Origin of the sequence: Pseudoxanthomonas sp. USHLN014 (genome assembly GCF_037153335.1) — a bacterium.
Classification (GTDB): domain Bacteria; phylum Pseudomonadota; class Gammaproteobacteria; order Xanthomonadales; family Xanthomonadaceae; genus Pseudoxanthomonas_A; species Pseudoxanthomonas_A winnipegensis.
In genome coordinates, this window is sequence record NZ_JBBCKO010000005.1 from 1 (window position 1) to 22,848 (window position 22,848).

The window sequence follows — 22,848 nt, forward strand, 5'->3', positions numbered from 1 at the left end:
CGGGCCTATTTTTGTTTTTTTGCGCCGGCCCGGGGGGGATGATGTACACGGCTTTCCCCACCCCGACCTCCGCCCGGGCTGGGGGGGGCGATCGACGCGTGCGGGCCCTTACTCCAGCCGCAGCTCGGCGTCGCCGGAGAAGGTCTCCAGGGTGATCTCGCCTTCGCCGTTGCCGTAGCGGCTGTCGAAGGAGCGGCCGGGGCCGTATTCGGGTTTCTCGATCCTGGCACCGGTGGCCTTGAGGCTGCCGCTGAAGGTCTCGCCGCTGACGTGGGCGGACAGATCCTTCGGTGCCACCAGCAGCACGCTGCCGCTGACGCTGGACAGCGAGAGCTTGCCGTTGCGGGCCAGGGCGGTGGACACGCGCGTGCTGCCGCTGACGCTGTTGGTGGACAGCTCGCGCAGGCGCTCTTCCTTGACCGCGACCTGGATGCTGCCCGACACCGTTTCGACCTCGACTTCGCCGCTGAGCCGGCCACGCAGATCGACCGCGCCGCTGACGGTCTGCAGATCGACCTGGCTGCTGTTGACCGTGGCGGTGACCGAGCCGCTGACCGTATTGATCGAGACCTCGCGCGGGGCGGCGGCCACCCGTACCTCGCCGCTGACGCTGTTGATCGACAGCTCGTCGGACGCCACGCCGGACACGTCGATATCGGCCGACACCGAGTGCAGCTCCAGCGAGGCCCGCACCGGCACGGTCAGCTGCAGGTCGGTCGGGCCGGAGGACTTGCCGCCCCAGCCGCCGTCCTTCGGGTAGCGCACCTTGATGTCGAGCGAGCCGCCGCCGTCGGCATCGACGTCGAGCTTCTCCACGCCATCGCCGAGCGTGCCGCGCAGTTGGACTTCGTTGCGATCCCAGGTGCGCACCTGGATGCGGCCCTTGAGATTGTCCACTTCGACCTTGCCGCGCGCGTCCAGCGGCAGGGTCTGGTTGATCGGGGTGCCGGCCTGGGCGGCGGCGCTGCCCAGGAGCAGGGCGAGGAAGACGAGGTGTCGCATGATCGGGGCCTCTAGCTCAGGGCCGCGCGGCGGGTCAGTGCCAGGCGGCGGTCATAGGTGTAACGCAGGGTCTGCAGCAGCTGGGCCGAGCGCGGGTTGTGGTCGATCGCTTCCAGCACCTGGCTGGCGCTGCGATCGAGATCCTCCAGCGCCGGCTGCAGCGCCACCGGCATCGGCGCGCCCTGCATCCGCTCCAGCGCGATCTGGTAATCGCGCGTCATGCGCACGGCCTCGGCACGCAGCGGGGCGTGGCTGGGCGCCCGCGGTGGCGTCTGCGCCAGCGACGGCGTCGGCGCCGAGGACGCGGGATGCAGACCGGACTGCAGGCGCCAGCCGATCACCGCCACCAGCGCCAGCGCGGCGGCCAGGGCGAAGGGCTGCCAGCGCCGCGTGCGTTGTCTGCGCGGCGCGGCATGCGTTGGCGGCTCGGCGCTGCGCGGTTCCAGGCGTGCGGCAATATCGGGCCAGAGGTCGCGTTCGGGGGCCGCGTCCTGGCGCAGGGTGCGCAGGGCGAAGCGGAAATCGTCGTCGTGTCGTTCGTTCATTGGTGTGCCTCCAGACGGACCCGCAGCAACTGCCTGGCGCGGTGCAGCTGCGCCTTGGAACTGCCGACGGCCATGCCCAGTGATGCGGAGATTTCCTCGTGTTTCCAGCCTTCCACGTCGTGCAGGACCAGCACGGCGCGGGCGCGTGGCGGCAAGGTGCCGATCGCGCGCTCCAGGTCCATGCGCAGGGCCGGTCCCTGCTCGCGCGGGTCGAGCATCGCCACGTCGTCGCCGTCGACCTCCTCTTCCCAGCGTGGACCGGCGCGCCGGCTGCGGAGTTCCATCAACGCGGTATTGACCGCCATGCGGTGCAGCCAGGTCGACAGCGCGCTTTCGAAGCGGAACTCCGGCAGCGCGCGCCACACCCGCACGAAGGTCTCCTGGGTCAGGTCCTCGGCGCGGGCGCCGTGGCCGCCGACCAGACGCACGATCACGCCGTGCACCTTGCCCACGTGTCGTCGGTAGAGCTGCTCGAAGGCGCGGGTATCGCCGGCGGCGGCGGCGCGCGCCTGTTCGACGTCCACTTCGGTGGCGTCGGTGGCGAGCGGGTCGGTGGCGAAGGTCACGGCCGAGGTCAGCATGCCAGTTCGGATGCGCGCTGCGGCGGGAAGGTTTAAGGCCGTCGCGAACTAATTGGGAATCAGCGCGGCGATCATGTGGTTGACGTAATCCTCGAACTCCTCGTGCTGCATGCGCGGCTGGTGCAGCTGCAGGGACAGCTGCAGGAAGCCGACGTAGGCCGCATAGGCCAGGCGCGCGCGGTGCTGGGCGTCGGTGCGGCTCATGCCGGCCTGGCGGAACGAGGCGATCAGGTAGTCCAGACGGCGCTGGGACACGCGCTGGATGACCGGCGCCACCGCGGGATGGTCCAGCGCCTTGAGCAGCTCACTATAAATAATGTGCGACTTGGCCTCGTGCGCGACCAGCAGGAACAGCTGGCGGAGGCGCTCGCGCGGGTCGGGCACGGCCTCCAGGCTGCCGAACACGCTCTCCTGCTCGACCATCTCCCAGCGCTCCAGCGCGGCCTGCAGCAAGGTGTCGCGCGAGGGGAAATGCCAATAAAAGCTGCCCTTGGTCACACCCAGGCGCCGCGCCAACGGTTCGACGGCGACCGCGGCCACGCCCTGCTCGGCGACCATGTCCAGCGCGGCCTGGGCCCAGTCGTCGGCGCTCAAACGGGCCGAGCGCGAGGCGGGAACGGGGCGTGGCGAAGGCGCTGGCGTGTTCATCGCCGCATTTAACCATACGCATGAGCATGCAGCGGTACGTTTGCTGCAATGCATCATTTTCTTTTGTTGAATCAAACGCTTGTATGGATTGACGGCGCTCGAAACACACGCCCATACTTGTGCGTATGGTTGACACCCGCTCTCCGCTCGACGCCCCTGTATCGGCCGCCACGCGCGCGGTCGACCTCGTCGGCGCCTGCGGCATCCACTTGGCCGGCACGGCCTACCTGCCCCCGGCGGGTGCGCCGGCGGACCAGGCATCCGTGCTCTGTACCCATGGCTTCGGTCAGACCCGCGGCGCCTGGCAGCGCACCGGCCTGCGCTTGGCCGCGCAGGGCCATGCAGGCCTGGCTTACGACGCGCGCGGCCACGGCGATTCGCAGCGTAATCCGCAGGATGTGGCCTACGACGGCGCGCAGTTCGTCGACGACCTGATCATCGTCGCCGGCGAACAGGCCGAGCCGCCGGTGCTGGTCGGTGCCTCGATGGGCGGCCTGTTCGGGCTGCTGGCCGAAAGCCGCTGGCCCGGGCTGTTCTCGGCCCTGGTGCTGGTGGACATCACCCCGCACTGGGACGAGGCCGGGCTGGCGCGCGTGCTGCAGTTCGTCACCGCGTTTCCCGACGGCTTCGACTCGCTCGAGCATGCCGCCGATGTGGTGGCCGGCTATCTGCCGCACCGGCGCGCCCGCAAGACGGCCGACGAACTGGCCGCGCTGCTGCACGCAGGGGAGGACGGCCGCTGGCACTGGCACTGGGATCGGCGTCTGGTGGACGACTTGGTGCGCGACAGTGCCCGCCATCAGGATGACATCGCCGCGGCGGCGCGCAGCGTGCGCTGCCCGGTGCTGCTGATCAGCGGCGGCCGCAGCGAGCTGGTCTCCGAAGACAACGTGCGCACCTTCCAGGCGCTGGTGCCGCACGCGCAGCATATCCAGGTTCCGCACGTCGGCCACATGCTGGCCGGCGACGACAACGATGCATTCACCGCGGTGGTGCTCGACTACCTGGGCACGCTGGCGCGCGCCCGGCACCCCCGCTCCTTCAATATCGCTTTCGATTCCGCTTCCGGAGCACGCTCATGAGCATCCTGGTCCCGTTCCTCGCCGTCCTGCTGGCCGGCGCGATCGCCGCCTATCACCGCATGCGCCTGGCCACGTGGGCCGCGATCAGCGCCTGCGCCCTGGTCGCGTGCTGGCTGCTCGGCGCCAGCGCCACCGCATGCATCGTGGCCGCGGTCATCGTCGCGGCGATCACCCTGCCGCTGCTGCTGCCGGCCTCGCGCAAGGCCCTGGTCAGCGCGCCGATGATGAAGTTCTTCCGCAAGGTGCTGCCGCCGCTGTCGCAGACCGAGCGCATCGCGCTGGAGACCGGTTCGGTGGGCTTCGAGGGTGAGCTGTTCACCGGCGATCCGGACTGGAACAAGCTGCTCAACTATCCCAAGCCGCAGCTCACCGCCGAGGAGCAGGCCTTCCTGGATGGCCCGGTCGAGGAGCTGTGCCGGATGGTCAACGACTGGGAGATCACCCACGTCCACGCCGACCTGCCGCCCGAGCTGTGGGACTTCATCAAGAAGAACAAGTTCTTCGGCATGATCATTCCCAAGCAGTACGGCGGCCTGGGGTTCTCGGCGCTGGCCCACCACAAGGTGATCCAGAAGCTGGCCTCCATCTCCAGCGTGGTCAGCTCCACGGTCGGCGTGCCCAACTCGCTGGGCCCGGGTGAGCTGCTCAACCACTACGGCACCCAGGAGCAGAAGGACTATTACCTGCCGCGTCTGGCCGTGGGCGAGGAAGTGCCGTGCTTCGGCCTGACCGGGCCGTTCGCCGGCTCCGATGCGACCTCCATCCCCGACTACGGCATCGTCTGCAAGGGCGAGTGGAACGGCGCCAACGTGCTGGGCCTGAAGCTCACCTTCGACAAGCGCTACATCACCCTGGCGCCGGTGGCCACGCTGATCGGCCTGGCCTTCCGCATGTACGACCCTGACGGTCTGCTGGGCGACACCAAGGACATCGGCATCACCCTGGCGCTGCTGCCGCGCGACACCGAGGGCGTGGAGATCGGCCGTCGCCACTTCCCGCTCAACTCGCCGTTCCAGAACGGCCCGATCCACGGCAGGGAAGTCTTCATCCCGCTCAGCCAGCTGATCGGCGGGGCCGACATGGCCGGCAAGGGCTGGAACATGCTCAACGAGTGTCTGGCCGTGGGCCGCTCGATCACCCTACCCTCCACCGCCAGCGGCGGCGCCAAGGCCGGCGCGGTGGTCACCGGCGCCTATGCCCGCATCCGCAAGCAGTTCGGCCTGTCGGTCGGACGCTTCGAGGGCGTGGAAGAAGCCCTGGCCCGCATCGGCGGCAAGGCCTACATCATCAGCGCGCTGTCGCAGGCCACGGCCGCGGCGGTGGACCGCGGCGACGTGCCGTCGGTGCCCTCGGCCATCGCCAAGTACCACTGCACCAGCATGAGCCGCGAGTGCATCGCCGACATGATGGATGTGATCGGCGGCAAGGGCATCATCCTGGGCCCGCGCAACTTCGCCGGCCGCAGCTGGCAGGCCTCGCCGGTGGCCATCACCGTGGAAGGCGCCAACATCATGACCCGCAGCCTGCTGATCTTCGGCCAGGGCGCGATCCTGTGCCATCCGTGGGTGATGAAGGAAATGAAGGCAGCGCAGGATCCGGACCGCGCCGCGGGCCTGGACGCCTTCGATCGCAGCCTGTTCGGCCATATCGGCTTCGGCATCTCCAACGCGGTGCGTTCGTTCTGGTTCGGCCTGACCGCCTCGCGCATCGGCGCCGCCCCGGGCGACGCCTACACCAAGCGTTTCTTCCGCAAGCTGGACCGCTACTCGGCCAACCTGGCGCTGATGGCCGACATCTCGATGATGACGCTGGGCGGCAAGCTGAAGTTCAAGGAGTCGCTGTCCGGCCGCCTGGGCGATGTGCTCAGCCACATCTACATGACCAGCGCCATGCTCAAGCGCTATCACGACGAGGGCGCGCCGCAGGCCGAGCAGCCGCTGCTGGCCTGGGCCTTCCACAACAGCGTGCACGAGATCGAGCTGGCGCTGTCGGCGGCGCTGCGCAACTTCCCGATTCGTCCGATCGGCTGGCTGATGTGGGCGCTGATCTTCCCCTGGGGCCGCCGTGCCGAAGCGCCGGGCGACCGCCTGGGCCATCGCGTGGCCGCGCTGCTGATGACGCCCAATGCCGCGCGCGATCAGCTGGCCCGCGGCGTGTTCCTGACCCCGTGCGAGAACAACCCGGGCGGCCGCATCGCCAGCTATCTGGCCAAGGCCGTGGCCGCCGAGCCGGTCGAGCGCAAGTTCATCAAGGCGCTCAAGACCAAGGGCATCGAGGCGCTGGACTTCCCGGCGCAGCTGGACGAGGCAGTGCGCGAGGGGCTGATCACCGCCGAGGAGCGCGTGCAGCTGGAAGAGCTGCGTGCGATCACGATGGACACCATCAGCGTGGACGACTTCGACACCGAGGAACTGCGCTCGGCCGGCTACCGCCAGCAGGCGCGACAGGCCGACGCGCGCGAAGCCGCCTGAGTTCCCCGCGCTTTTTCGTTGCCCACGACGGCGGACCTCGGTCCGCCGTCGTCTTGTCCGGAGTCGCCTCACATGGCCGCACCTCTCCTGGCGTTGTATCGCCGCCTGCAGCGCTGGCCCGCAGGCGGCTGGCTGTTCTCGCGCGCGGTGTGCTTCAAGGCGCCCTACTTCGGCAGCATCGCCCCGCGCATCACCCTGCTGGAAGTCGGACGCTGCGAGACGCGCATCGCCGACCGTCGCCGCGTGCACAACCACATCGGCACGGTGCATGCCATCGCCCTGTGCAACCTGGCCGAGCTCACCGCCGGCCTGATGACCGACGCCAGCATCCCCGCCTCGATGCGCTGGATTCCCCAGGGCATGTCGGTGCGCTATCTGAAGAGGGCGGTCGGCCCGCAGCAGGCGGTGGCCACGCCGGCCGCGCCGATACGCGAGGCGACGGAGGGTTATGCGCTGCCGGTGGACGTGACCGTGCGCGACGCCGCTGGCGACACCGTGTTCACCGCGCAGGTGGACATGTGGGTCTCGCCGAAGCCGGCGCGCGCGCCGCGCTCATAGGCCGGCGAACAGACAGACCAGCGCCAGCGCCGCCGGCGCGGCCTGGATCCACAGGATGCGCCGGCTTACCGTCGCCGCCCCGAAGGCACCGGCCACCACCACGCAGGCCAGGAAGAACGCCACCACGCGCGCATCGTGCAGCAGCAGCCCGCCCCACAGCAGGCCGGCGGCGAGGAAGCCGTTGTAGAGCCCCTGGTTGGCGGCCAGCACGCGCGTGGTCTGCGCCTTCTCCGGTGACATGCGGAAGGTCTTGAGCCCGAGCGGGCGCGTCCACAGCGCCATCTCCAGCACCATGAACCACAGGTGCAGCAGCGCGACCAATACGGTCAGGACGAGGGCGATGGCAGGCATGGTTCCATCCGGTCGGTGAGCAGGCGCGCAGTGTGCCGCGTGCGCGGCCGGTAAGCACGCGTCCGGCTCAGCGCGGTGCGGCCGACTCGTCGATCCGCTCCACGCGCTTCCACAGGCGCCAGCCGATGCCGGCCGCGGCGAAGGCGGCCAGCGCACTGACCGCGGCGAAGCCGCCGATGGTCATCCCGACCGACTTCAGCCCGTTCATGCCGGTGGCGATGGCCACGTCGCCGAAGCGCCACACCGCGGTGTCCACCGCGTTCTGACCCTTGTAGCGCACGTTACGCGGCACGCGGGTGTAGAGGCTGTGGCGCGCCGGCTCGGCCATGCCGTAGGCCAGTCCGCGACTCACCACCAGCGCCAGCACCGTGGGCGCGACCGGGCCGATCAGCACCGGCAGCACGAACAGCGGCGCATGCGGATTGGACGAGCACACCACCAGCAGCAGCACCGCGATGCTGATCACCGACCACAGCAGGATCAGCGTGCCCGGTCCGCGCCGGGGCAGCAGCCAGCGGGTGATGGTCAGCTGCACGATCACCGTGAGCAGGTTGCCGGCCAGGTCCACGTCGGCATGGAAGCGCGTGCGCGCCACCGCATCGGCGAAGGTCGCGCCGGAGTAATCGACCAACAGGGCGTAGTTGACCGTGCCGATGCCGTCGGCCAGCAGCAGCAGGATCGCCATGCCGCGCATGAAGGGGTCGGCGAAGATCTGCTTCAGGCCATCCCACATGCTGCCGCCGAGCGCGGCCTCGTGCCCGTCCTCATGCCGGCGCGCGCCGTGCGCGCTAGCCCAGCGGCCCAGCAGCACCACGCACACGGTCGACACGCCCAGCAGCGCGGCCGACACCAGCAGCAGCGGCGCCACGCCGAGCAGTTGCACCAGCGAGCGCGTCAGCATCGGGCCGGCCAGCGCGCCCAGCGTGCCGGCCACCGCGATGATGGGAAACAGGCGCCGGGACTGCGCCAGGCTCCAGATGTCGGACATGAAGATCCAGAACACCGACACCACAAACAGGTTGAACACGCTCACCCAGACGAAGAACACCATGCCCAGCGCGCGCGGGCTGAGCAGGCCGACCGAGGTGAAGGCCGGGATGAAGGCCAGCTGGCAGACGATGAAGAACAGATACACCAGCGGCACCAGTCGCCGCCTCGGCCAGCGCGAGGCCAGCCCGGCGAACACCGGCGTCAGCAGCAGGGTGGCGATGAAGGTCGCCAGATAGAACCAGGGCAGCTGGGTCGAACCCACGGCCGCGGACAGCTGCTCGCGGACCGGGCGCACCACGTAGTACGCGGCTAGCACACAGAAGAAGCACACGAAGGACAGCGCGAGCGCCCAACCCTCTCCCCCTTCGATCCGGTGGGGCTTGTGCGTGACCACGGGCGGCGACTCCGGCGCGTTCGATTGCCGCGCACGGTAGCCGATGCACTGCAACATCGCCAGCGCGCAGGCGCGGATCGCTAGGCGGCCCGCGGCGCCTCGCTGCGCGTGGCCAGCCAGACGCCGATCGCCGCGCAGGCGAATCCCGCGCCCTTGAGCCAGGTCAGGTGCTCGCCCAGGGTGAGGTGGCCGAACACCGCGGTCACCGGCGGCATCAGGAAGAACAGCGCGGCGACCCGGGTCGCCGCACCGCGCCGGATCAGCAGGAACAGCAGGGCGAAGCCGCCGATCGAATTGACCAGCACCAGCCACGCCAGGGCGCCGTGGAAGGCCACGCTGTCGTCGAAGCGGAAGCCCTCCAACAGCGCGAACGGCAAGAGCACCAGCGTGGCGGCCGCATTCTGCACGGTCAGGCCCAGGCGCATGTCCAGGTGCGCGGCGTGACGCTTCTGGTAGAGCGTGCCGGCCGTGATGCCCACCAGCCCCAGTGCCAGCATCGCCCAGGCCTTCAGCGGCGTGGCGCCGTCGACGCGGTCGGCCACCACCAGCGCCACGCCGAGCAGGCCCAGAGCCATGCCGAACCAGCGCCACGCGCCCAGCCGCTCGCTGCCGTCCAGGGTGGCCACCAGCGCCACCAGCAGCGGCATGGCGCCGATCACCAGGGCCGACACGCCGGCGTTGGCGCCCCACTGGAAGGCCACGTAGACCGCGCCGAAGTGCAGGGCCAGCATCAGCACGCCGGTGGCCGCGCTGTGCAGCAGGTCCACGCGCCGGCAGCGCCCTACCCGTCCGACCAGGGCCAGCGCGCCGAACACGAGCGCGGCGATGCCGAAGCGCAGCGTCAGCGAGGTCAGGGGCGCGGCGTGGGCGACGGCGACCTTGCCGGCGATATAGCCGGTGCACCACACCAGCACGAACCCGATCCCCAGCAGCGCATCGCGGCAGGAACGGGGCGGGGTGTCGGGGGCTGGCGCGGCCATGTCCGGGGATGATCGCCCGCACCTTGCAGTGCCGTCATTACCGCTTTGGTCGCGTTGTGAAACCCTGAACAGGGCGCGCGAGAGGCGCGGCGCGCTGTTCAAAAAGATCAATGGGATGAACGAGATGGCCGGCCAATCTCCGGCCGTTTGTGCATTTCTCGACATGAGCGTTATGATCCAAAACAGGCCAGATCACGCGGGCATCTCGCACATGAAAAACCTCAGGGGGCGCCATCGTGCGCGATCGCTGACGATGACCTTGTTGGCCGCGCTGCTGCCGCTGGCCGTGTCCTCCACTGCACAGACGCCGACCCTGCCCGCACAGCTGGCGACGGTCACCATGAGCGGCGCCGCCGAAGGCGCAACGCAAGCCGCCGCCTGGCGCGCCGCGCCGGCGCCCTACGAATCTCCCACCAAGCCCTTGCCGTATCGCACCGCGCTGTCGCCCAGCGATGTGCGCCCGGTCGCGCCGGGCTTCGACGTCGCCGCGTTCGAGGCACTGGCCAAGGACCTGACCGTGGGCCAGCGCGTCCCGGGGCTGGCCATGGCCGTGGTCCAGGACGGCCGCATCATCAGCGCCAAGGGCTATGGCGTGACCGATGTGCGCAATCCGCGTCCGATCGATGCGCATACCGTCTTCCGTCTGGCCTCGCTGTCCAAGGCCTTCGCCGGCACGATGGCCGGGCTGCTGGTCAACGATGGCGTGATCCGCTGGGACAGCAAGGTCGCCGACTATGTGCCCAGCTTCCGCCTGATCGATCCGGTCGCCACGCGTGAGGTCACCGTGGCCGACGTGCTCAGCCACCGCACCGGTCTGCGCTGGCACAACGCCTTCGACAACGACATCGAGGGCAACGCGGACTACTACACCGTCTCGCAGAAGCTGGCCACCGCGCCGCTGGGCTGCCGCCCGGGGCAGTGCTACGAGTATCAGAACGTCGCCTTCAGCCTGATCGGCGATGTGGTCTTCGCCGCGACCGGCAGTTTCTACGATCAGGCCGTGGACCGGCGGATCTTCAAGCCGCTGGGCATGAACGACGCCAGCATCGGCCTGGCCGGCATCGAGAACAGCCCGAGCTGGGCCAAGCCGCACGTGCGTGCGCGCAGTGGCTGGGCTTCGATCAATCCCAAGCCGACCTATTACCGTCTGGCGCCGGCCGCCGGCGTCAATGCCAGCGCCAGCGACATGGCGCAGTGGCTGCTTGCGCAGCTGGGCCACCGTCCGGACGTGCTGCCGGCGCCGCTGCTGGCCACGCTGCATGCGCCGCTGATCAGCACGCCGGGCGAGATGCGCGCCGGCTGGCGCGGTGCGCGCGTGGAGTCGGCCAGCTATGCGCTGGCCTGGCGCGTGCTGGATTACTCGGGCCAGCAGGTCGTGTTCCATGCCGGTGCGGTGGAGGGCTATCGCGGCCTGGTCGCGCTGGTGCCGGGGCGAGACTTCGGCGTGGCGATCCTGTGGAACAGCAACAGTCCGCTGCCGTCCGGCCTGCTGCCGACCGTACTGGACACCGCGCTGGGTCTGTCGCCGCAGCGCTGGCTGGACACCGACATGGCCAAGCAGCTGCTGCTGGCGCAGACCAACGGTCATCCGCTGCCGCAGGCCATGCACGCCGCCTCCGACGACAACGTCAGCGACGACGACGAAGCCGGCGCGGCTTCGAGCAAGGCCGTGGCTGCGCCGCACTGATCCGCCAACCGGCGGACATCAGCCAAGAACGACGCCGGGCTTTGCCCGGCGTTGTTCGTTGGGAAGTACCCCCGGCCTCGGATGCGTGGTTGCCGCAGTTCGGGCTGGACGGGTCGCGGGCTGCTGCCCGTGCGGAGTGCGCCTGCGGTATTCGCAGTGTCGCTCACTGCGGCAGCGCCTGATCGACCGGGTGCCCGGCCGACTGGCGCAAGTAGCCCCTGGAATCAAGACAAGAGGGTCTCTCGGTCGAGCGATCGCGGCGCACGCGTTTTGGCTTCGCAGGGGCAGCAGTCCGTCGGACGGCGATAAAACAGTCCTTGCGAAAATCCCCTGGGAGCCGCCCTTCTGGCCTTTTGGGCCAATGGCGGCGATGGGGCTTTACCGGCGATGTCTCATCGCGCTTCACGCATTTCCTGGTAGTGCCTCATCGCCACCATTGCGGCTCCCCCTGTAGAGCGGAGCTTGCTCCGCTGGAGCCTTCCCCACGAACCGAACGAAGAGCAGCGGAGCAAGCTCCGCTCTACAAGGAGGACGCGACTGATCTGAGAGACAGTGGTTCCTACGGGATGCGGCGAGCCCATTCCTTTCCCATCCGAGCGTCAGCCAGGCAGGATGACCAACCGAGTAGGTGCGCTCGGCTGGGCGAGGCCGGTCGGCGAATGGATGGGCCAAGACCGCATGCAGGTCGTGAGGCGCTTGACGCCCCACGCTCGGCGAGGAACAAAAAAGCCCGGCAACTGCCGGGCTTGATTGCGAACCGGGCCATGCCGAAACGGCGCGACCCCTCGCTTCGCTCAGTCCGTGCCCGGCGCCGGCACCGAAGGGCTCGGCGCAGCCGGCTGCGCTGCCGGAGCGGTGGCCGGTGTCGGCGGCAGCTCCAGCGCGGGATTGCCCTGCTGTTGCTGCAGCTGTTCGATGCGGCGGGTCAGCGCTTCCAGTTCGGTGTTGGTGGCGCGCAGGTCGCTGCTCAGGCTCACGGCCTGCTGCTTGTTCTGCTGCAGGGCGTTGCTGACCTGCAGGGCCTGCTGGCGCTGCTGCTCGACTTCGGCCTGGAGTCCCTGCAGGCGCTTCTGGTTCAGTTCGACCATGCGCTCGGTGTAGCGCTTGCCGGCCTCCAGGCGCACGGTGTCGATATAGACCTGGGAGAGCTGGTTGGTCTGGTCGACGAAGGTCTTGTAGACCTGCTCGGCCTGCTCGACCGAGCTGGTGCGGATCACGCGCCAGAACTGCTTGTCGCGGAACAGGGTGACGTAATAGTTGAGCGAGTCGGCATGGAACAGCAGGCTGGCGCCGTAGTTGCCGTTGTAGGTGGTGCGCAGCTCGGTCAGCGAGCCGGCGTCCATCAGGTGGCGCAGCTCCTCGGCGGTGTTGCCGATGCTGGGCTCGGCCACTTCGGCGGTCTGCTCGGGCGGCGGGGCCTGCTTGGTCCGCGTGGCGGCAGGCAGCGGCGCACAGGCCGTGGAGATCAGCACGATCGCCGCGCCGAACCAGATCCTTGACATGCTCCCCCGATGAATCATCCGTCTTGCCCCGACTTCTCTGGCGTGATCGCCCCCCTGCGTTGCGCAGGGCATACGGTCGGGATGTTAGCACGCGGCTTTCGCGCGCCGCAGGGCACGGGCGCCACTTTGTTCCTGCGCCTGGCAGGCCGATGCCGTGGTCGAGATGTGCGGGCCGGGCCCGGTGTCGCGTGCGGCGCCGGCGTGGCGCCCTAAAAAAAAAAAACACTTCCTTCCCCGCTGGGCAACCGGGGAAGGAAGCTGCAGTCAGAACGACAGCGCGCGGCGATGTCGCCGCGATACTTCTCGTTAGATCAGCGGCGCCGGGGTTGCCGGCAGAGCGACCGGAGCGGCCTTCTTCTTGGTCGCCTTCTTGGCCGGCGACTTCTTGGCAGCCTTCTTGGCCGGAGCCTTCTTGGCAGCCTTCTTCGCCGGAGCCTTCTTGGCGGCCTTCTTGGCGACCTTCTTCGCCGGGGCCTTCTTGGCGGCCTTCTTCGCGACCTTCTTGGCAGCCTTCTTCACGACCTTCTTCGCCGGGGCCTTCTTAGCGACCTTCTTGGCGGCCTTCTTGGCGACCTTCTTTACAGCCTTCTTGGCGGCCGCTTTCTTGGCGACCTTCTTGACGGCCTTTTTGGCCGGCTTCTTCGCAGCTTTCTTCGTTGCCATGTGATGGCTCCTCGTCAGTGATTACTTTGGATGAAACATCCGTTGCTAAGCCCAGTACTCAAAACGCCGCGGGAGTCGGACCCGCATGCAGCCGCCGACGCGCCATGCGCGCTGGGGCGGATCTGTTGCGACGCCGGCCGGGGCCGACGTCGTGCACCCGTCAAAGCAAAGACACCTGCGGCGACTGCGGCGCAGGTGTCGATGCGGATCGGGGTTCGAATTTCTTCAGGGGAAGCGAAGCCTTCGACCATCCTGCCGGGGGTACGGGCGGGCGACCTTGCCGTTGTGGGTTTCGTCGCGATGACCGACTCGCTTGATTTGCATAGCGCCTGTGCGCGTTGGGGCGAAACCTAATCACGGTTTTTTCTAGTGTCAATGGTTTTTCAGAAAAATTTCTCATGTGTTTTGAAGCGCGTCATCGCCTTGCCGCGCCGGCCTGCCGAGCCGATGGCGTTCGAGCCGATGGCGCGGCGACGCACGCGCGACAACGCATGTCGAGCAGAGTGCTTTTTTTATGCAGTTTGCTGCGCGCGTCGCGCGTAACGCGGCTGCCGACGCATGCGCTTGGACGCGCGTGCCGAGGGTGGCGTCGAAGGTGTCGCGCAGTTGAATCGCACCTGATTCCGAAGGCGCTCGCGGCATGCGTTTTCGCGTCGCACAAGCTGCCTCGCGCGCCAACTGCGCAAACTTTTTCCAAGCGCGCGGCGTCCCGCGCATCCCGATCGCCTGCCATGTCGATGCAGGCGAGCGTCTCGACGACACGAACATCACGCCGCGATGGCGCCGGAACGGACCCATAAAAAAAACGCCGCGTCCAGGACGCGGCGTTGGTCTTGCGTGCGACGCCGGCACCAGGCCGGCGTGCATGGATCACTCTTCGTCTTCTTCCAACTGCTCGGCGTAGTCGTCCGGGCCGAGCAGGTCGTTGAGCTCGTCGGCGTCGCTGATCTCGACCACGAACAGCCAGCCTTCGCCGTAGGCGTCCTCGTTGATGGTCTCCGGCTTGTCGGCCAGCGCCTCGTTGACCTCGACGACCGTACCCGACACCGGGCTGTAGACGTCCGAGGCGGCCTTGACCGACTCGACCACCGCACAGGCGTTGCCGGCGGTGACCGCATCGCCCACGTTGGGCAGCTCGACGTAGACCAGGTCGCCCAGCAGCCCCTGGGCGTGGTCGGAAATGCCGACGGTGACGCGGCCGTTGCCTTCGACACGCGCCCACTCGTGGGACTTGAGGAATTTCAGATCACCAGGGATCTCGCTCATGAGGATGCTCCGGCCGGTTGGGCGCGATGGTTGGGAATGGCGCAAGTCTAACGAAAGGCCGCCGCGACTTGTCACCCGGCGCGGTACGGCGCGCGGCCGCTGCGCAGGGCGTCGTCGAGCAGGTCGATCCGGTCCTGGCCCCAGAACGGCTCGCCGTCGCGCACGTAACCCGGCAGGCCAGGGAGGCCGGCATCGATCGCGGCGCGGGTGTTGTCCTGGTGGGTCGCATGGGTCTGGGGCGCGTCGGCCAGCGCGAGCACCGCCTCGGCATCGAAGCCGTGCGCGGACAGCAGCGCCGCCAGCGTCGCGCGATCGGCCAGGTCCTGCTCGTTGGCCCACAGCGCGGCGAACGCGTCGGCCATGTAGGCCTGCGGATCGTGGCCCTGCGCGATAAGCGCGATCACCGTGCGATCGGCCAGGGCGATATCGCAGGGGTAGAACTTCGGCCGCAGGTTCAGCGGCAGGCCGCGCTGCTCGCGTACGCGCTGCAGCTCGACCAGCCGGTAGGCCTGGCGCACCGGCGGACGCTGCGCCAGCGGCAGGGCGCCGACCTCGCCGAACAGATCGAAGATCCGCACCGGTCGCGTGCGCACGACCGCGCCGTGGCGCGCGGCCATGTCCAGGAACGCCCGGTGTCCGAGGTAGGACCAGGGCGAAAGCAGGGTGACGAAGTAGTCCAGTTGCTCGGCCATGGTCGCGACCTGCCTTTAGACGAGGACGCCGGGCTGCGGCTGCCCGTCGCGGACGAAGGGGAACTTGACCACCCGCACCGGCACCTCGCGGCCGCGGATGTCCACGCGCACCTCACCCGGCTCGCCGCTGGGGACGCGGGCGAAGGCGATGGCCTTGCCCAGGGTCGGCGAGAAGGTGCCGGACAGGATCTCGCCCTCGCCCTGCGCGGTGAGCACCTTCTGGCCGTGGCGCAGCACGCCCTTCTCGTCCATCACCAGGCCGATCAGCTGGCGCGGCGGGCCCTGCAGGTGCTGGGCTTCGAGCACCTCGCGGCCGACGAACTCGCGGCCCTCGTCCAGCGCCACGGTCCAGCCCATCGCCGCCTCGTAGGGCGAGACGGTCTCGTCCATGTCCTGGCCGTAGAGATTCATGCCGGCCTCCAGGCGCAGCGTGTCGCGCGCGCCCAGGCCGGCCGGCTTGACCCCGGCTTCCAGCAGCGCGTCCCAGAACGCCACGGCGCGCTCGGCCGGCAGCACGATCTCGAAGCCGTCCTCACCGGTGTAGCCGGTGCGGGCGAGGAACAGTTCGACCCCGGCGCTGCTGACCGCGTCCAGCGCGGCGAAGCGCGCCAGCTTGTCGGCGGCCTCGCGATCCTCCTCGCGCAGCAGGCCAATGACCTTGGCGCGCGCGTTCGGGCCCTGCACGGCGATCATCGCCAGCTCGGGGCGCTCGATCACTTCCACGCCATAGGCGGCGGCCTGCTTGTTGATCCAGGCAAGGTCCTTCTCGCGGGTGGCGGCGTTGACCACCAGGCGGAAGAAGGCGTCCTCCAGGAAGTACACGATCAGGTCGTCGATCACCCCACCGTTGGCGTCGAGCATCGCGGTGTACAGCGCCTTGCCCGGCTTCTTGAGCTTGTCCACCGAGTTGGCGACCAGGTAGCGCAAGAACTCGCGCACGCGCGGGCCGCGCAGGTCGACCACGGTCATGTGGCTGACGTCGAACATGCCGGCGTCGCGGCGCACGGCGTGGTGTTCCTCGATCTGCGAGCCGTAGCTGATCGGCATGTCCCAGCCGCCGAAATCGACCATCTTGGCGCCGAGCGCGCGATGGCTGTCGTTGAGGATCGTCTTCTGGGTCATGGGCTGGTCCTTACAAAGAGGCCCGCATTATCCCAGAACCTCGCCGCCCCGCGGCCGTGACCCAGGCCACGGCCGCGCCGGTCAGGCCGCTTCCACCTGCAGGGTCATGCCGTCGGTGGACACCACGCGCACCGCCGCGCCGGCGGGCAGGTCGGGGCCCGCCACGCTCCAGTAAGTGTCGGCGAGCTGGATGCGGCCACGGCCGCGCACGATGGGCTGCTCGAGCACGGCGGTCTGGCCGACCAGCTGCTCGGCGCGCCGGTTGAGCAAGGGCTTGTCGCTGATCTGCGCACGGGCGCGGAACCAGCGCCGGTACACCAGCACCGAGGCGATGGCGAAGACCGCGAACAGCGCCGCCTGCGGCAGCACCTCCAGCCCGGGCGCGATGAGCGTCACCAGCACCATCGCCGTGGCGGCGAAGCCCAGCCACATCAGCGAGGCGCCGGGCACCAGCGCCTCGGCGGCGAACAGCACCAGCGCCAGGCCGGCCCAGAACGCCAGACGCAGGGTCGCCGCGTCAAACGCCGGCACGCGGCACCTTCGGCGGCATGGCCGGCGGCCGCGGGCCGTCCTCGCCCAGCGCCTGGCGCGCCAGCTGCGCGATGCCGCCGAGCGAGCCGATCATGCCCGAGGCCTCCATCGGCATCAGCACGAACTTCTGGTTGGGCGCGGTGGCCAGCTCCTTGAACGCCTCGACATACTTCTGCGCCACGAAGTAGTTGATCGCCTGCACATCGCCGTCGGCGATGGCCTGGGACACCAGGGTGGTGGCCTTGGCCTCCGCCTCGGCCAGGCGCTCGCGCGCCTCGGCCTCGCGGTAGGCCGCCTCGCGCTTGCCTTCGGCCTCGAGGATGGCGCTCTGCTTCTCGCCCTCGGCGCGCAGGATCTCCGACTGGCGCGCGCCCTCGGCTTCCAGGATCGAGGCGCGCTTGTCGCGCTCGGCCTTCATCTGTCGGGCCATCGAATCGACCAGGTCGCGCGGCGGCTGGATGTCCTTGATCTCGATGCGGTTGACCTTGACGCCCCACGGACTGGTGGCGTGGTCGACCACGCCCAGCAGGCGCGCGTTGATGGTCTCGCGGTTGCTGAGCGATTCGTCCAGGTCCATCGAGCCGATGACGGTGCGGATGTTGGTCTGCACCAGGGCGATCATCGCCTGGTCCAGGTTGGACACTTCATAGGCCGCCTTGGCCGCGTCCAGCACCTGGAAGAACACCACCCCGTCCACCTTCACCACCGCGTTGTCCTTGGTGATGACTTCCTGCGAGGGCACGTCGAAGACCTGCTCCATCATGTTGACCTTGCGGCCGACGCCCTGCATGTAGGGAATCAGGATGTGCAGGCCCGGGCTCAGTGTGTTGGTGTACTTGCCGAACTGCTCGACCGTGTACTCGAAGCCCTGCGGCACCACGCGCACGCCCTTGAACAGCGTGACCACGACGAAGACCACGATCAACGCGGCCAGGATCATTCCCGTTCCCATTGCACTCCCCTTGCCTGTCGCCCGAGGCGGGCGCTCCCGAAACAATTATAGGGTCGCGCCTGCGGGATGCGCCGCCGTGCCGGACGGCCGCCGCACCTTCATCGATCGGCGGGCGCCGGCGCGGCTTCCACGTAATTGGCGAACACCGCATCGGTGTCGGCGGCCTTGACCTTGCCGCCGTGCACCAGGGCGTCGGCCTGCTCGAACAGCGGTATCACCATCGCCATGCCATCGAGCTTGGTCTTCAGGTGCAGCCCCGGCGGCGCGTTCAGGAATCCGGCCCAGCGCGCACGCACGCCGGCCCAGAAGTCGCTAGTCGCCTTCCAGTAGGCGTAGGCCGGGGCGAAGTCGACCTGGCTGTCGCGGCGGTAGTCGTCGAAGCCGAACTCACGCGCGATCTCCACCTGGCGGCCGTCGGGCTTGCGCAGCACCTTGGTGTTGAACTGCTCGTGGCTCCAGCCGTTGGGCGTGATGGTGTGGCGATTGACCACGCGCAGGGCGTTGTAGTCGCTGCGGCGGGTGTACTCGCGGCGCGGCAGCGGACGCCAGCTCTCGTCGCTGGTCCAGGTCGCCACCTCGCCGCTGTAGGTCCAGCGCCCGGTGCCGCAGTAGCGCGGCGCGTCGCTGACCTCGTACACGCACTGGGTCCAGGCGCCGGTAGTTTCCTGCGGCGACAGCGCGCGTACGGTCCAGGTCTGGTCGGCGCTGAACTCGAACCGCCGCGGCGCCTGGTAGACCCAGTCCTCGCGCCAGTGCTTGGTGACGTGGCCGCTCTTGCCGTCGACCAGCAGGTGCTGCAGCACCACGCGCGTGGGCGTGTCCTCGACCACGACCACCGCCTCGTCGGCGCTGCTGCGCATGGCCGCGGCCCGCTCGTAGCCGGGCTGCAGCAGCACGGTCTCGTCGAAGGCGAAGTCCACCGCGAACTCGCCGGCGATCTTCAGGATGGCCGCATGGTCGCGCACCGGATCGGCGGATTGCGCATGCGCCGGTGCGAGGACGGCGAGGGCCGCGAGCGCGGCGATGGGCAGGCGACTGGACATGGAAGGCTTTCCTTTGACTTGGGACAGAGGCTGGAACCCGCCAGGCGCGGGTGTCGTGCGGCGGTGTGCGGGGCGCATGCGCAGGCTCACCATTCCACCGTCAGGCTGGCCGAGACGGTGCGGCCCGGACTGGTGTAGCGATCCAGCGTCACGCTGCTGGCCAACGTGCCCACCGGCACGTCGCCCGGGCTGAAGTACTTGCGGTCGCCCAGGTTGAACACGCCCAGGTTCACCCGCGCGCCGGGGGCGAAGTTCCAGTGCGCCAGCAGATCGGCCACGCCGTAGCCGGGCGCGCGGAAGTAGGTCGCGTCGGACACCCGGTCCTTGCGCCGGGCGAAGGAACCGGCCAGCTCCACGCCCCAGGTCGGCGCGTCGTAGATCAGGCCGAGCGTGCCGGTCAGCGGATCGATCGTGTCCAGCGGCACATCGGCGGTCAGGTCTTGACCGTGCGACCAGGCCGCGGCCGCGCGCAGCGACCAGCCGCTCCAGCCGGCCAGCGCGCCCAGGTCGATGCCGCCCTTGAACTCGCCGCCATAGATGCGTGCACGGGACACGTTGCGCGACTGGAACACCATCAGGCCCTGCGCGTTGTAGCCCACGAAACCCTGCGACTCGATGAAGTCGTGGTAGTCGTTGCGATAGCCGGTCAGCGCGGCGTACACCGCCGGGCCGGTGTAGCGCAGGCCCAGCTCGAAGCCGTTGCTGGTCTCCGGCTTGAGGTCCGGGTTGGGGATGGCGGTGTAGCCGAACTGCAGATTGGTGAAGCCCAGGTTGGCGTCGTTGTAGGGCGGCGCGCGGAAGCCGCGCGCGTAGCCGCCGTACAGCGACCAGTCGCCGGCGAACTTCCACACCGCGCCCAGCTTGGGCGAAACGCTGGTCTTGCTCAGACCGGTCACGGCTACACCCGGGTTGTCCTCGACGAAGATGGCATCGGGCTTCGGGTCCAGATCGTAATGGTCCACGCGCACCGCCGGCACCAGGCTGAAGCGCTGGCCGAAGGCCATCTCGTCCTGAACGTACAGGGCCGAGGTGGTGGTGTCGGTGATCGGGAAGTCGCGCACCGGGAAGACGTCCGGCGACATCACATTGGTGCTGGTGCCGTTGGCGTAGGTCACCCGGCCATCGCGTTCCTGTTCGGTGCGCGTGCGCTGCAGGTCCACACCGTAGCGCAGGGTGTGGACCACGCTGCCGGCGTCGATGGTCTTGAGCAGGTTGGCCTGCACGCCGATCTCGCGCTGCTCGAAGTCGAAGCGCCGGTCGCGGCGATGCCGGCCCAGGCTGGCGGTGGTGCGCAGCTCGTGGGTGTCCTGCGTGGTCTGGCTGTCCTGCCAGTAGACCTGCCAGTCCAGGCTGTCGGCCAGCGCCCAGTCCAGCGCGTCCAGTTCCTGCGCCAGGGCCACGCGTTCGCGCGACTGGTGGTCGTCGCCGCGCAGGTCCAGCGTGGTGGCGCGGGTCGAGGCGGTGTAGCCGCGCGAGGTGAGCACGTCGGTGTCGGTGTCGTCGCGGTTGCCCTCCACCGTCAGGCGCAGGCGGTTGGTCTGCGACGGTGCGTAGACAAGTTTGGTCAGCACGCTGGTGCCGTTGCGATCCTGCGGATTGGGCGCGGTGCGAGTGTTGGCGGCGGTGCCGACCGGCGCCAGGCTGCGGTCGTGCCCCATGTTCTCCTGCGCCTGGCCCTGGCGATGGCTGACCGCGGCCAGGCCGCTCCAGCGCTCTCCGCCGAAGGCCGCCGTGGCGCCGGCGAACAGGCCGTTCCAGTCGACCGCATAGCCGAACTTGAGGCCGAAGTAGGCGTCCTTGCCCGCCTTCAGATAATCCGAAGGGTCCTTGGTGACGAAGGCGACCACGCCGCCGAGCGCGTCGGAGCCGTACAGCGCGCTGGCCGGCCCGCGCAGGATCTCCACGCGCTTGACCGTGTCCAGGTCGACGAAGTTGCGGTTGGCATTGGAATAGCTGCCGATGGCGAACGCGTCGGGCACGCGGATGCCGTCGGTGAGGATCTGCACGCGGTTGGCCTCCAGCCCGCGGATGCGGAAGCCGCCCAGGCCGAAGCGCCCGAAGCTGGAGGTCACCGATACGCCGGGCTCGTAGCGCACCAGATCCTTGATGTCGAAGACCAGGGTCTGGTCCAGACGCTGGCGCTCGATCACATCCACGGTGTTGGGCACGTCGGACACCGCGCGCTGGCTGCGGGTGGCGGTGACCTGCAGCGGATCGAAGTCGTGCGTAGGCAGCGCATCGTCGGCCGCGCCCGGCGGAGTGACGGAGGAATCGGCGGCGCGCGCCGGGGAGGCCAGCGCGCAGGCGAGCGCACAGGCAAGCAGGGAAACACGGAACGTCGGCATGACAGGCCCTTTGCAAGGTGACCCGGCAGGCTGGCGCGACCGTGCACGGTCGAGGCTGGCGCCCAGGAGGAGGAGGAAGACGCGGTGACGCAGGGCCACCGCAAGGTGAGGTTCAACAGGGAAGCGCCGGTCGCGGCGATCCCGACTTGGCGATGTCGCCTCGGCCAGACTAGGCGCCCGGGCTTCAGTCGGCTGCTCGCGCCTCAAGCAAGCGCGGCCCGGCGCGGTCGCGCCCGTCCCAGGCAGGCGGCGCACGCCATCGGACGAGGCGAGCCAGTGGCATACATAAGGGGGATGCGCGCGAAGTCATCGACTGGCTTTCAGGTCGGGCCTGAACACATAGTCGGCCAGGTCGCCATGCGCCGCACCGACGCCCACCGACTGCAGCGCGGCCTGCGCGCAGCAGCAGTCGTCCCAGACGGCCAGTTCGGCGCCCTCGGCGTGCACGATCTCGCGCGTGGCGGCCGCGCCCAGCGCGGAGACCGGCGTCAGGCTGGCGGCCAGCACCGCCTGCGCGCCGGCGGCGGCCAGGGCATGCAGGCGCACCGGACACGCGCGCCACTGTTCGCCGGTCAGGCGCCGGGCCAGGCGCTGCCACAGCCGCTCGCTCACCCCGCGCCCATGCGGGTTGCCGGCCGCATGCGCCGGCAGGCGCGCACTGAGCTGGTCCCAGGCCAGGAAGTCGCTGTCCGGCAGCAGGCACAGCCGCCAGCAGCAGGCGCCGTCGCGATCGAAGAACAGCAGGCTCTCGCGCAGCCCGTCGCTTTCCACGCCGGACTGGATCGCCGCGCGCACCGCCTGGTTCCAGCCAGCCAGCTCGCTGCCCTGCTGGGCGCGATACAGGCACAGCACGGTGCCCAGCGCGGCCAGTTGCTGCGGCAGCGGCAGCGAGCGGATCGCATCGGCGCGCGCGGTCGGCGCAATCGTGTCGAGGGTCATGACCGGCTCCTGGGGGCGGATGGCGTCAGGCAGGTGCACCGGCGGCGACAGCGGCCCGCGCGCGGCGATGGTGAGAGAGGGAGAGCCATCGCCGCGCGCGAACTGGCCGCTGCCGCCCGGTGCGGGCGCGAACACGGCAGCGGGCGCTCCATCGCCCGCCAAACCACGACTTACTTGGTCAGGATCAGCTTGTCGTTGCTGGTATGGCGCAGGCGATACACGCGGTCGCCGTGCTGGATCAGGATCTCGCGGCGGCCCTTGAGCAGGGCTTCGCTGTTGAGGGTCTCGGACGGGGGCACCACGCGCGGGCTGCGCTCGGCGGCGCGCGTGTCGGCGTGGGGGAAGGCGATGGTGTTGGCGGACATGGGGCAGCTCCTGTGTGGTTCGCTGTGGATGATAATCATTCTCATTGAAGAGTCAAATGGTCCTGATTGAATTCTTCGATGGTCATCGCGCTTCCGATTCTTTATCTACGCACGCGCCACGGCGGCGCGGGATGCACGG

23 protein-coding genes are annotated in these 22,848 nt (G+C 69.1%); 4 read left to right on the top strand and 19 right to left on the bottom strand.

The window, feature by feature from the left end; genetic code table 11:
• Window positions 1–108: 108 nt before the first annotated feature.
• Genes WFQ05_RS10635 through WFQ05_RS10650 form a run of 4 tightly spaced genes read right to left on the bottom strand, consistent with a single transcriptional unit; the run spans window position 109 to window position 2,776 of the window.
• On the bottom strand, window positions 109–1,002 hold the full coding sequence (locus WFQ05_RS10635) for a DUF4097 family beta strand repeat-containing protein (protein ID WP_337053795.1): 894 nt from the start codon (window positions 1,000–1,002) through the stop codon (window positions 109–111).
• An 11-nt stretch (window positions 1,003–1,013) separates the two neighbouring features.
• Window positions 1,014–1,547, bottom strand: coding sequence for a hypothetical protein (locus WFQ05_RS10640; protein WP_337053796.1), 534 nt, complete (start codon window positions 1,545–1,547; stop codon window positions 1,014–1,016).
• Window positions 1,544–2,128: an RNA polymerase sigma factor gene (locus WFQ05_RS10645; protein ID WP_130524902.1), complete on the bottom strand. Its 585-nt coding sequence runs from the start codon at window positions 2,126–2,128 to the stop codon at window positions 1,544–1,546. Before WFQ05_RS10645 ends, WFQ05_RS10640 begins: the two co-directional genes overlap by 4 nt.
• Window positions 2,129–2,176: 48 nt before the next feature.
• Window positions 2,177–2,776 carry a TetR/AcrR family transcriptional regulator gene (locus WFQ05_RS10650; RefSeq protein WP_130517351.1) on the bottom strand — a complete coding sequence of 200 codons (600 nt, stop codon included), beginning with the start codon at window positions 2,774–2,776 and terminating at the stop codon, window positions 2,177–2,179.
• Window positions 2,777–2,901: 125 nt separating this feature from the next.
• On the opposite strand from WFQ05_RS10650, the gene WFQ05_RS10655 reads away from it, so the two are divergent.
• From WFQ05_RS10655 to WFQ05_RS10665, 3 genes are all read left to right on the top strand, one after another.
• Window positions 2,902–3,858, top strand: a complete 957-nt coding sequence (locus tag WFQ05_RS10655; RefSeq protein WP_337053799.1) for an alpha/beta hydrolase — start codon at window positions 2,902–2,904, stop codon at window positions 3,856–3,858.
• Window positions 3,855–6,329: an acyl-CoA dehydrogenase gene (locus WFQ05_RS10660; protein WP_337053800.1), complete on the top strand. Its 2,475-nt coding sequence runs from the start codon at window positions 3,855–3,857 to the stop codon at window positions 6,327–6,329. Before WFQ05_RS10655 ends, WFQ05_RS10660 begins: the two co-directional genes overlap by 4 nt.
• Window positions 6,330–6,401: 72 nt before the next feature.
• Entirely contained in the window at window positions 6,402–6,887 is a 486-nt protein-coding gene (locus WFQ05_RS10665; RefSeq protein ID WP_337053802.1) for a hotdog fold domain-containing protein, read from the top strand.
• Here WFQ05_RS10665 and WFQ05_RS10670 read toward each other — a convergent pair.
• From WFQ05_RS10670 to WFQ05_RS10680, 3 genes are all read right to left on the bottom strand, one after another.
• Window positions 6,882–7,238: a DUF1304 domain-containing protein gene (locus tag WFQ05_RS10670; RefSeq protein ID WP_337053803.1), complete on the bottom strand. Its 357-nt coding sequence runs from the start codon at window positions 7,236–7,238 to the stop codon at window positions 6,882–6,884. The two genes, WFQ05_RS10665 and WFQ05_RS10670, sit on opposite strands and share 6 nt — an antisense overlap.
• Window positions 7,239–7,305: 67 nt before the next feature.
• Window positions 7,306–8,622 carry an MFS transporter gene (locus tag WFQ05_RS10675; RefSeq protein ID WP_228257874.1) on the bottom strand — a complete coding sequence of 439 codons (1,317 nt, stop codon included), beginning with the start codon at window positions 8,620–8,622 and terminating at the stop codon, window positions 7,306–7,308.
• A gap of 80 nt (window positions 8,623–8,702) precedes the next feature.
• Window positions 8,703–9,602, bottom strand: coding sequence for a DMT family transporter (locus tag WFQ05_RS10680; RefSeq protein WP_337053804.1), 900 nt, complete (start codon window positions 9,600–9,602; stop codon window positions 8,703–8,705).
• Between the two features lie 211 nt (window positions 9,603–9,813).
• Between WFQ05_RS10680 and WFQ05_RS10685 the strand changes: the two genes are divergently transcribed.
• Window positions 9,814–11,289: a serine hydrolase domain-containing protein gene (locus tag WFQ05_RS10685; RefSeq protein WP_130517337.1), complete on the top strand. Its 1,476-nt coding sequence runs from the start codon at window positions 9,814–9,816 to the stop codon at window positions 11,287–11,289.
• Window positions 11,290–12,083: 794 nt separating this feature from the next.
• Here the strand turns inward: WFQ05_RS10685 and WFQ05_RS10690 are convergent.
• The 12 genes from WFQ05_RS10690 to WFQ05_RS10745 all read right to left on the bottom strand — a co-directional run bounded on the left by WFQ05_RS10690 (window position 12,084) and on the right by WFQ05_RS10745 (window position 22,709).
• On the bottom strand, window positions 12,084–12,791 hold the full coding sequence (locus WFQ05_RS10690) for a DUF2968 domain-containing protein (RefSeq protein WP_235871647.1): 708 nt from the start codon (window positions 12,789–12,791) through the stop codon (window positions 12,084–12,086).
• Window positions 12,792–13,097: 306 nt separating this feature from the next.
• Complete coding sequence (locus WFQ05_RS10695; RefSeq protein WP_130517333.1) at window positions 13,098–13,454, bottom strand: histidine biosynthesis protein HisIE; 357 nt, start codon at window positions 13,452–13,454, stop codon at window positions 13,098–13,100.
• Between the two features lie 396 nt (window positions 13,455–13,850).
• A complete protein-coding gene (locus tag WFQ05_RS10700) occupies window positions 13,851–14,321 on the bottom strand; it encodes a hypothetical protein (RefSeq protein WP_337053805.1) in 471 nt (156 codons plus the stop codon).
• 3 nt (window positions 14,322–14,324) lie between these two features.
• Entirely contained in the window at window positions 14,325–14,720 is a 396-nt protein-coding gene (gcvH, locus tag WFQ05_RS10705; RefSeq protein ID WP_130517329.1) for a glycine cleavage system protein GcvH, read from the bottom strand.
• Between the two features lie 71 nt (window positions 14,721–14,791).
• Window positions 14,792–15,412: a 2-hydroxychromene-2-carboxylate isomerase gene (locus WFQ05_RS10710; RefSeq protein ID WP_337053806.1), complete on the bottom strand. Its 621-nt coding sequence runs from the start codon at window positions 15,410–15,412 to the stop codon at window positions 14,792–14,794.
• A 15-nt stretch (window positions 15,413–15,427) separates the two neighbouring features.
• Window positions 15,428–16,534, bottom strand: a complete 1,107-nt coding sequence (gcvT, locus tag WFQ05_RS10715) for a glycine cleavage system aminomethyltransferase GcvT (protein WP_131660445.1) — start codon at window positions 16,532–16,534, stop codon at window positions 15,428–15,430.
• Window positions 16,535–16,615: 81 nt separating this feature from the next.
• Entirely contained in the window at window positions 16,616–17,065 is a 450-nt protein-coding gene (locus WFQ05_RS10720; protein WP_337053807.1) for an NfeD family protein, read from the bottom strand.
• Window positions 17,052–18,017: an SPFH domain-containing protein gene (locus WFQ05_RS10725; protein ID WP_130517323.1), complete on the bottom strand. Its 966-nt coding sequence runs from the start codon at window positions 18,015–18,017 to the stop codon at window positions 17,052–17,054. Before WFQ05_RS10725 ends, WFQ05_RS10720 begins: the two co-directional genes overlap by 14 nt.
• Window positions 18,018–18,115: 98 nt before the next feature.
• The gene (locus WFQ05_RS10730; RefSeq protein WP_337053808.1) at window positions 18,116–19,060 is read right to left on the bottom strand and encodes a DUF6607 family protein; all 945 of its coding nucleotides are present in this window, start codon (window positions 19,058–19,060) and stop codon (window positions 18,116–18,118) included.
• Between the two features lie 86 nt (window positions 19,061–19,146).
• Window positions 19,147–21,405, bottom strand: a complete 2,259-nt coding sequence (locus WFQ05_RS10735) for a TonB-dependent hemoglobin/transferrin/lactoferrin family receptor (RefSeq protein ID WP_337053809.1) — start codon at window positions 21,403–21,405, stop codon at window positions 19,147–19,149.
• Window positions 21,406–21,711: 306 nt separating this feature from the next.
• Window positions 21,712–22,344 (bottom strand): Hemin transport protein, encoded by a 633-nt coding sequence (locus WFQ05_RS10740; protein ID WP_337053950.1) that lies wholly within the window; start codon window positions 22,342–22,344, stop codon window positions 21,712–21,714.
• Between the two features lie 170 nt (window positions 22,345–22,514).
• Window positions 22,515–22,709, bottom strand: coding sequence for a hemin uptake protein HemP (locus WFQ05_RS10745; protein WP_337053810.1), 195 nt, complete (start codon window positions 22,707–22,709; stop codon window positions 22,515–22,517).
• Window positions 22,710–22,848: the final 139 nt, after the last annotated feature.

What these genes read in the sequence shown, in the direction of transcription:
- WFQ05_RS10690 (WP_235871647.1), bottom strand. Translation starts at nt 12,791, where the DNA reads ATGTCAAGGATCTGGTTCGGCGCGGCGATCGTGCTGATCTCCACGGCC.
- WFQ05_RS10725 (WP_130517323.1), bottom strand. Translation starts at nt 18,017, where the DNA reads ATGGGAACGGGAATGATCCTGGCCGCGTTGATCGTGGTCTTCGTCGTG.
- WFQ05_RS10700 (WP_337053805.1), bottom strand. Translation starts at nt 14,321, where the DNA reads ATGCACGCCGGCCTGGTGCCGGCGTCGCACGCAAGACCAACGCCGCGT.
- WFQ05_RS10665 (WP_337053802.1), top strand. Translation starts at nt 6,402, where the DNA reads ATGGCCGCACCTCTCCTGGCGTTGTATCGCCGCCTGCAGCGCTGGCCC.
- WFQ05_RS10670 (WP_337053803.1), bottom strand. Translation starts at nt 7,238, where the DNA reads ATGCCTGCCATCGCCCTCGTCCTGACCGTATTGGTCGCGCTGCTGCAC.
- WFQ05_RS10745 (WP_337053810.1), bottom strand. Translation starts at nt 22,709, where the DNA reads ATGTCCGCCAACACCATCGCCTTCCCCCACGCCGACACGCGCGCCGCC.
- WFQ05_RS10650 (WP_130517351.1), bottom strand. Translation starts at nt 2,776, where the DNA reads ATGAACACGCCAGCGCCTTCGCCACGCCCCGTTCCCGCCTCGCGCTCG.
- WFQ05_RS10710 (WP_337053806.1), bottom strand. Translation starts at nt 15,412, where the DNA reads ATGGCCGAGCAACTGGACTACTTCGTCACCCTGCTTTCGCCCTGGTCC.
- WFQ05_RS10735 (WP_337053809.1), bottom strand. Translation starts at nt 21,405, where the DNA reads ATGCCGACGTTCCGTGTTTCCCTGCTTGCCTGTGCGCTCGCCTGCGCG.
- WFQ05_RS10660 (WP_337053800.1), top strand. Translation starts at nt 3,855, where the DNA reads ATGAGCATCCTGGTCCCGTTCCTCGCCGTCCTGCTGGCCGGCGCGATC.
- WFQ05_RS10635 (WP_337053795.1), bottom strand. Translation starts at nt 1,002, where the DNA reads ATGCGACACCTCGTCTTCCTCGCCCTGCTCCTGGGCAGCGCCGCCGCC.
- WFQ05_RS10645 (WP_130524902.1), bottom strand. Translation starts at nt 2,128, where the DNA reads ATGCTGACCTCGGCCGTGACCTTCGCCACCGACCCGCTCGCCACCGAC.
- gcvT (WP_131660445.1), bottom strand. Translation starts at nt 16,534, where the DNA reads ATGACCCAGAAGACGATCCTCAACGACAGCCATCGCGCGCTCGGCGCC.
- WFQ05_RS10655 (WP_337053799.1), top strand. Translation starts at nt 2,902, where the DNA reads ATGGTTGACACCCGCTCTCCGCTCGACGCCCCTGTATCGGCCGCCACG.
- WFQ05_RS10695 (WP_130517333.1), bottom strand. Translation starts at nt 13,454, where the DNA reads ATGGCAACGAAGAAAGCTGCGAAGAAGCCGGCCAAAAAGGCCGTCAAG.
- WFQ05_RS10740 (WP_337053950.1), bottom strand. Translation starts at nt 22,344, where the DNA reads ATGACCCTCGACACGATTGCGCCGACCGCGCGCGCCGATGCGATCCGC.
- gcvH (WP_130517329.1), bottom strand. Translation starts at nt 14,720, where the DNA reads ATGAGCGAGATCCCTGGTGATCTGAAATTCCTCAAGTCCCACGAGTGG.
- WFQ05_RS10680 (WP_337053804.1), bottom strand. Translation starts at nt 9,602, where the DNA reads ATGGCCGCGCCAGCCCCCGACACCCCGCCCCGTTCCTGCCGCGATGCG.
- WFQ05_RS10640 (WP_337053796.1), bottom strand. Translation starts at nt 1,547, where the DNA reads ATGAACGAACGACACGACGACGATTTCCGCTTCGCCCTGCGCACCCTG.
- WFQ05_RS10685 (WP_130517337.1), top strand. Translation starts at nt 9,814, where the DNA reads ATGAAAAACCTCAGGGGGCGCCATCGTGCGCGATCGCTGACGATGACC.
- WFQ05_RS10730 (WP_337053808.1), bottom strand. Translation starts at nt 19,060, where the DNA reads ATGTCCAGTCGCCTGCCCATCGCCGCGCTCGCGGCCCTCGCCGTCCTC.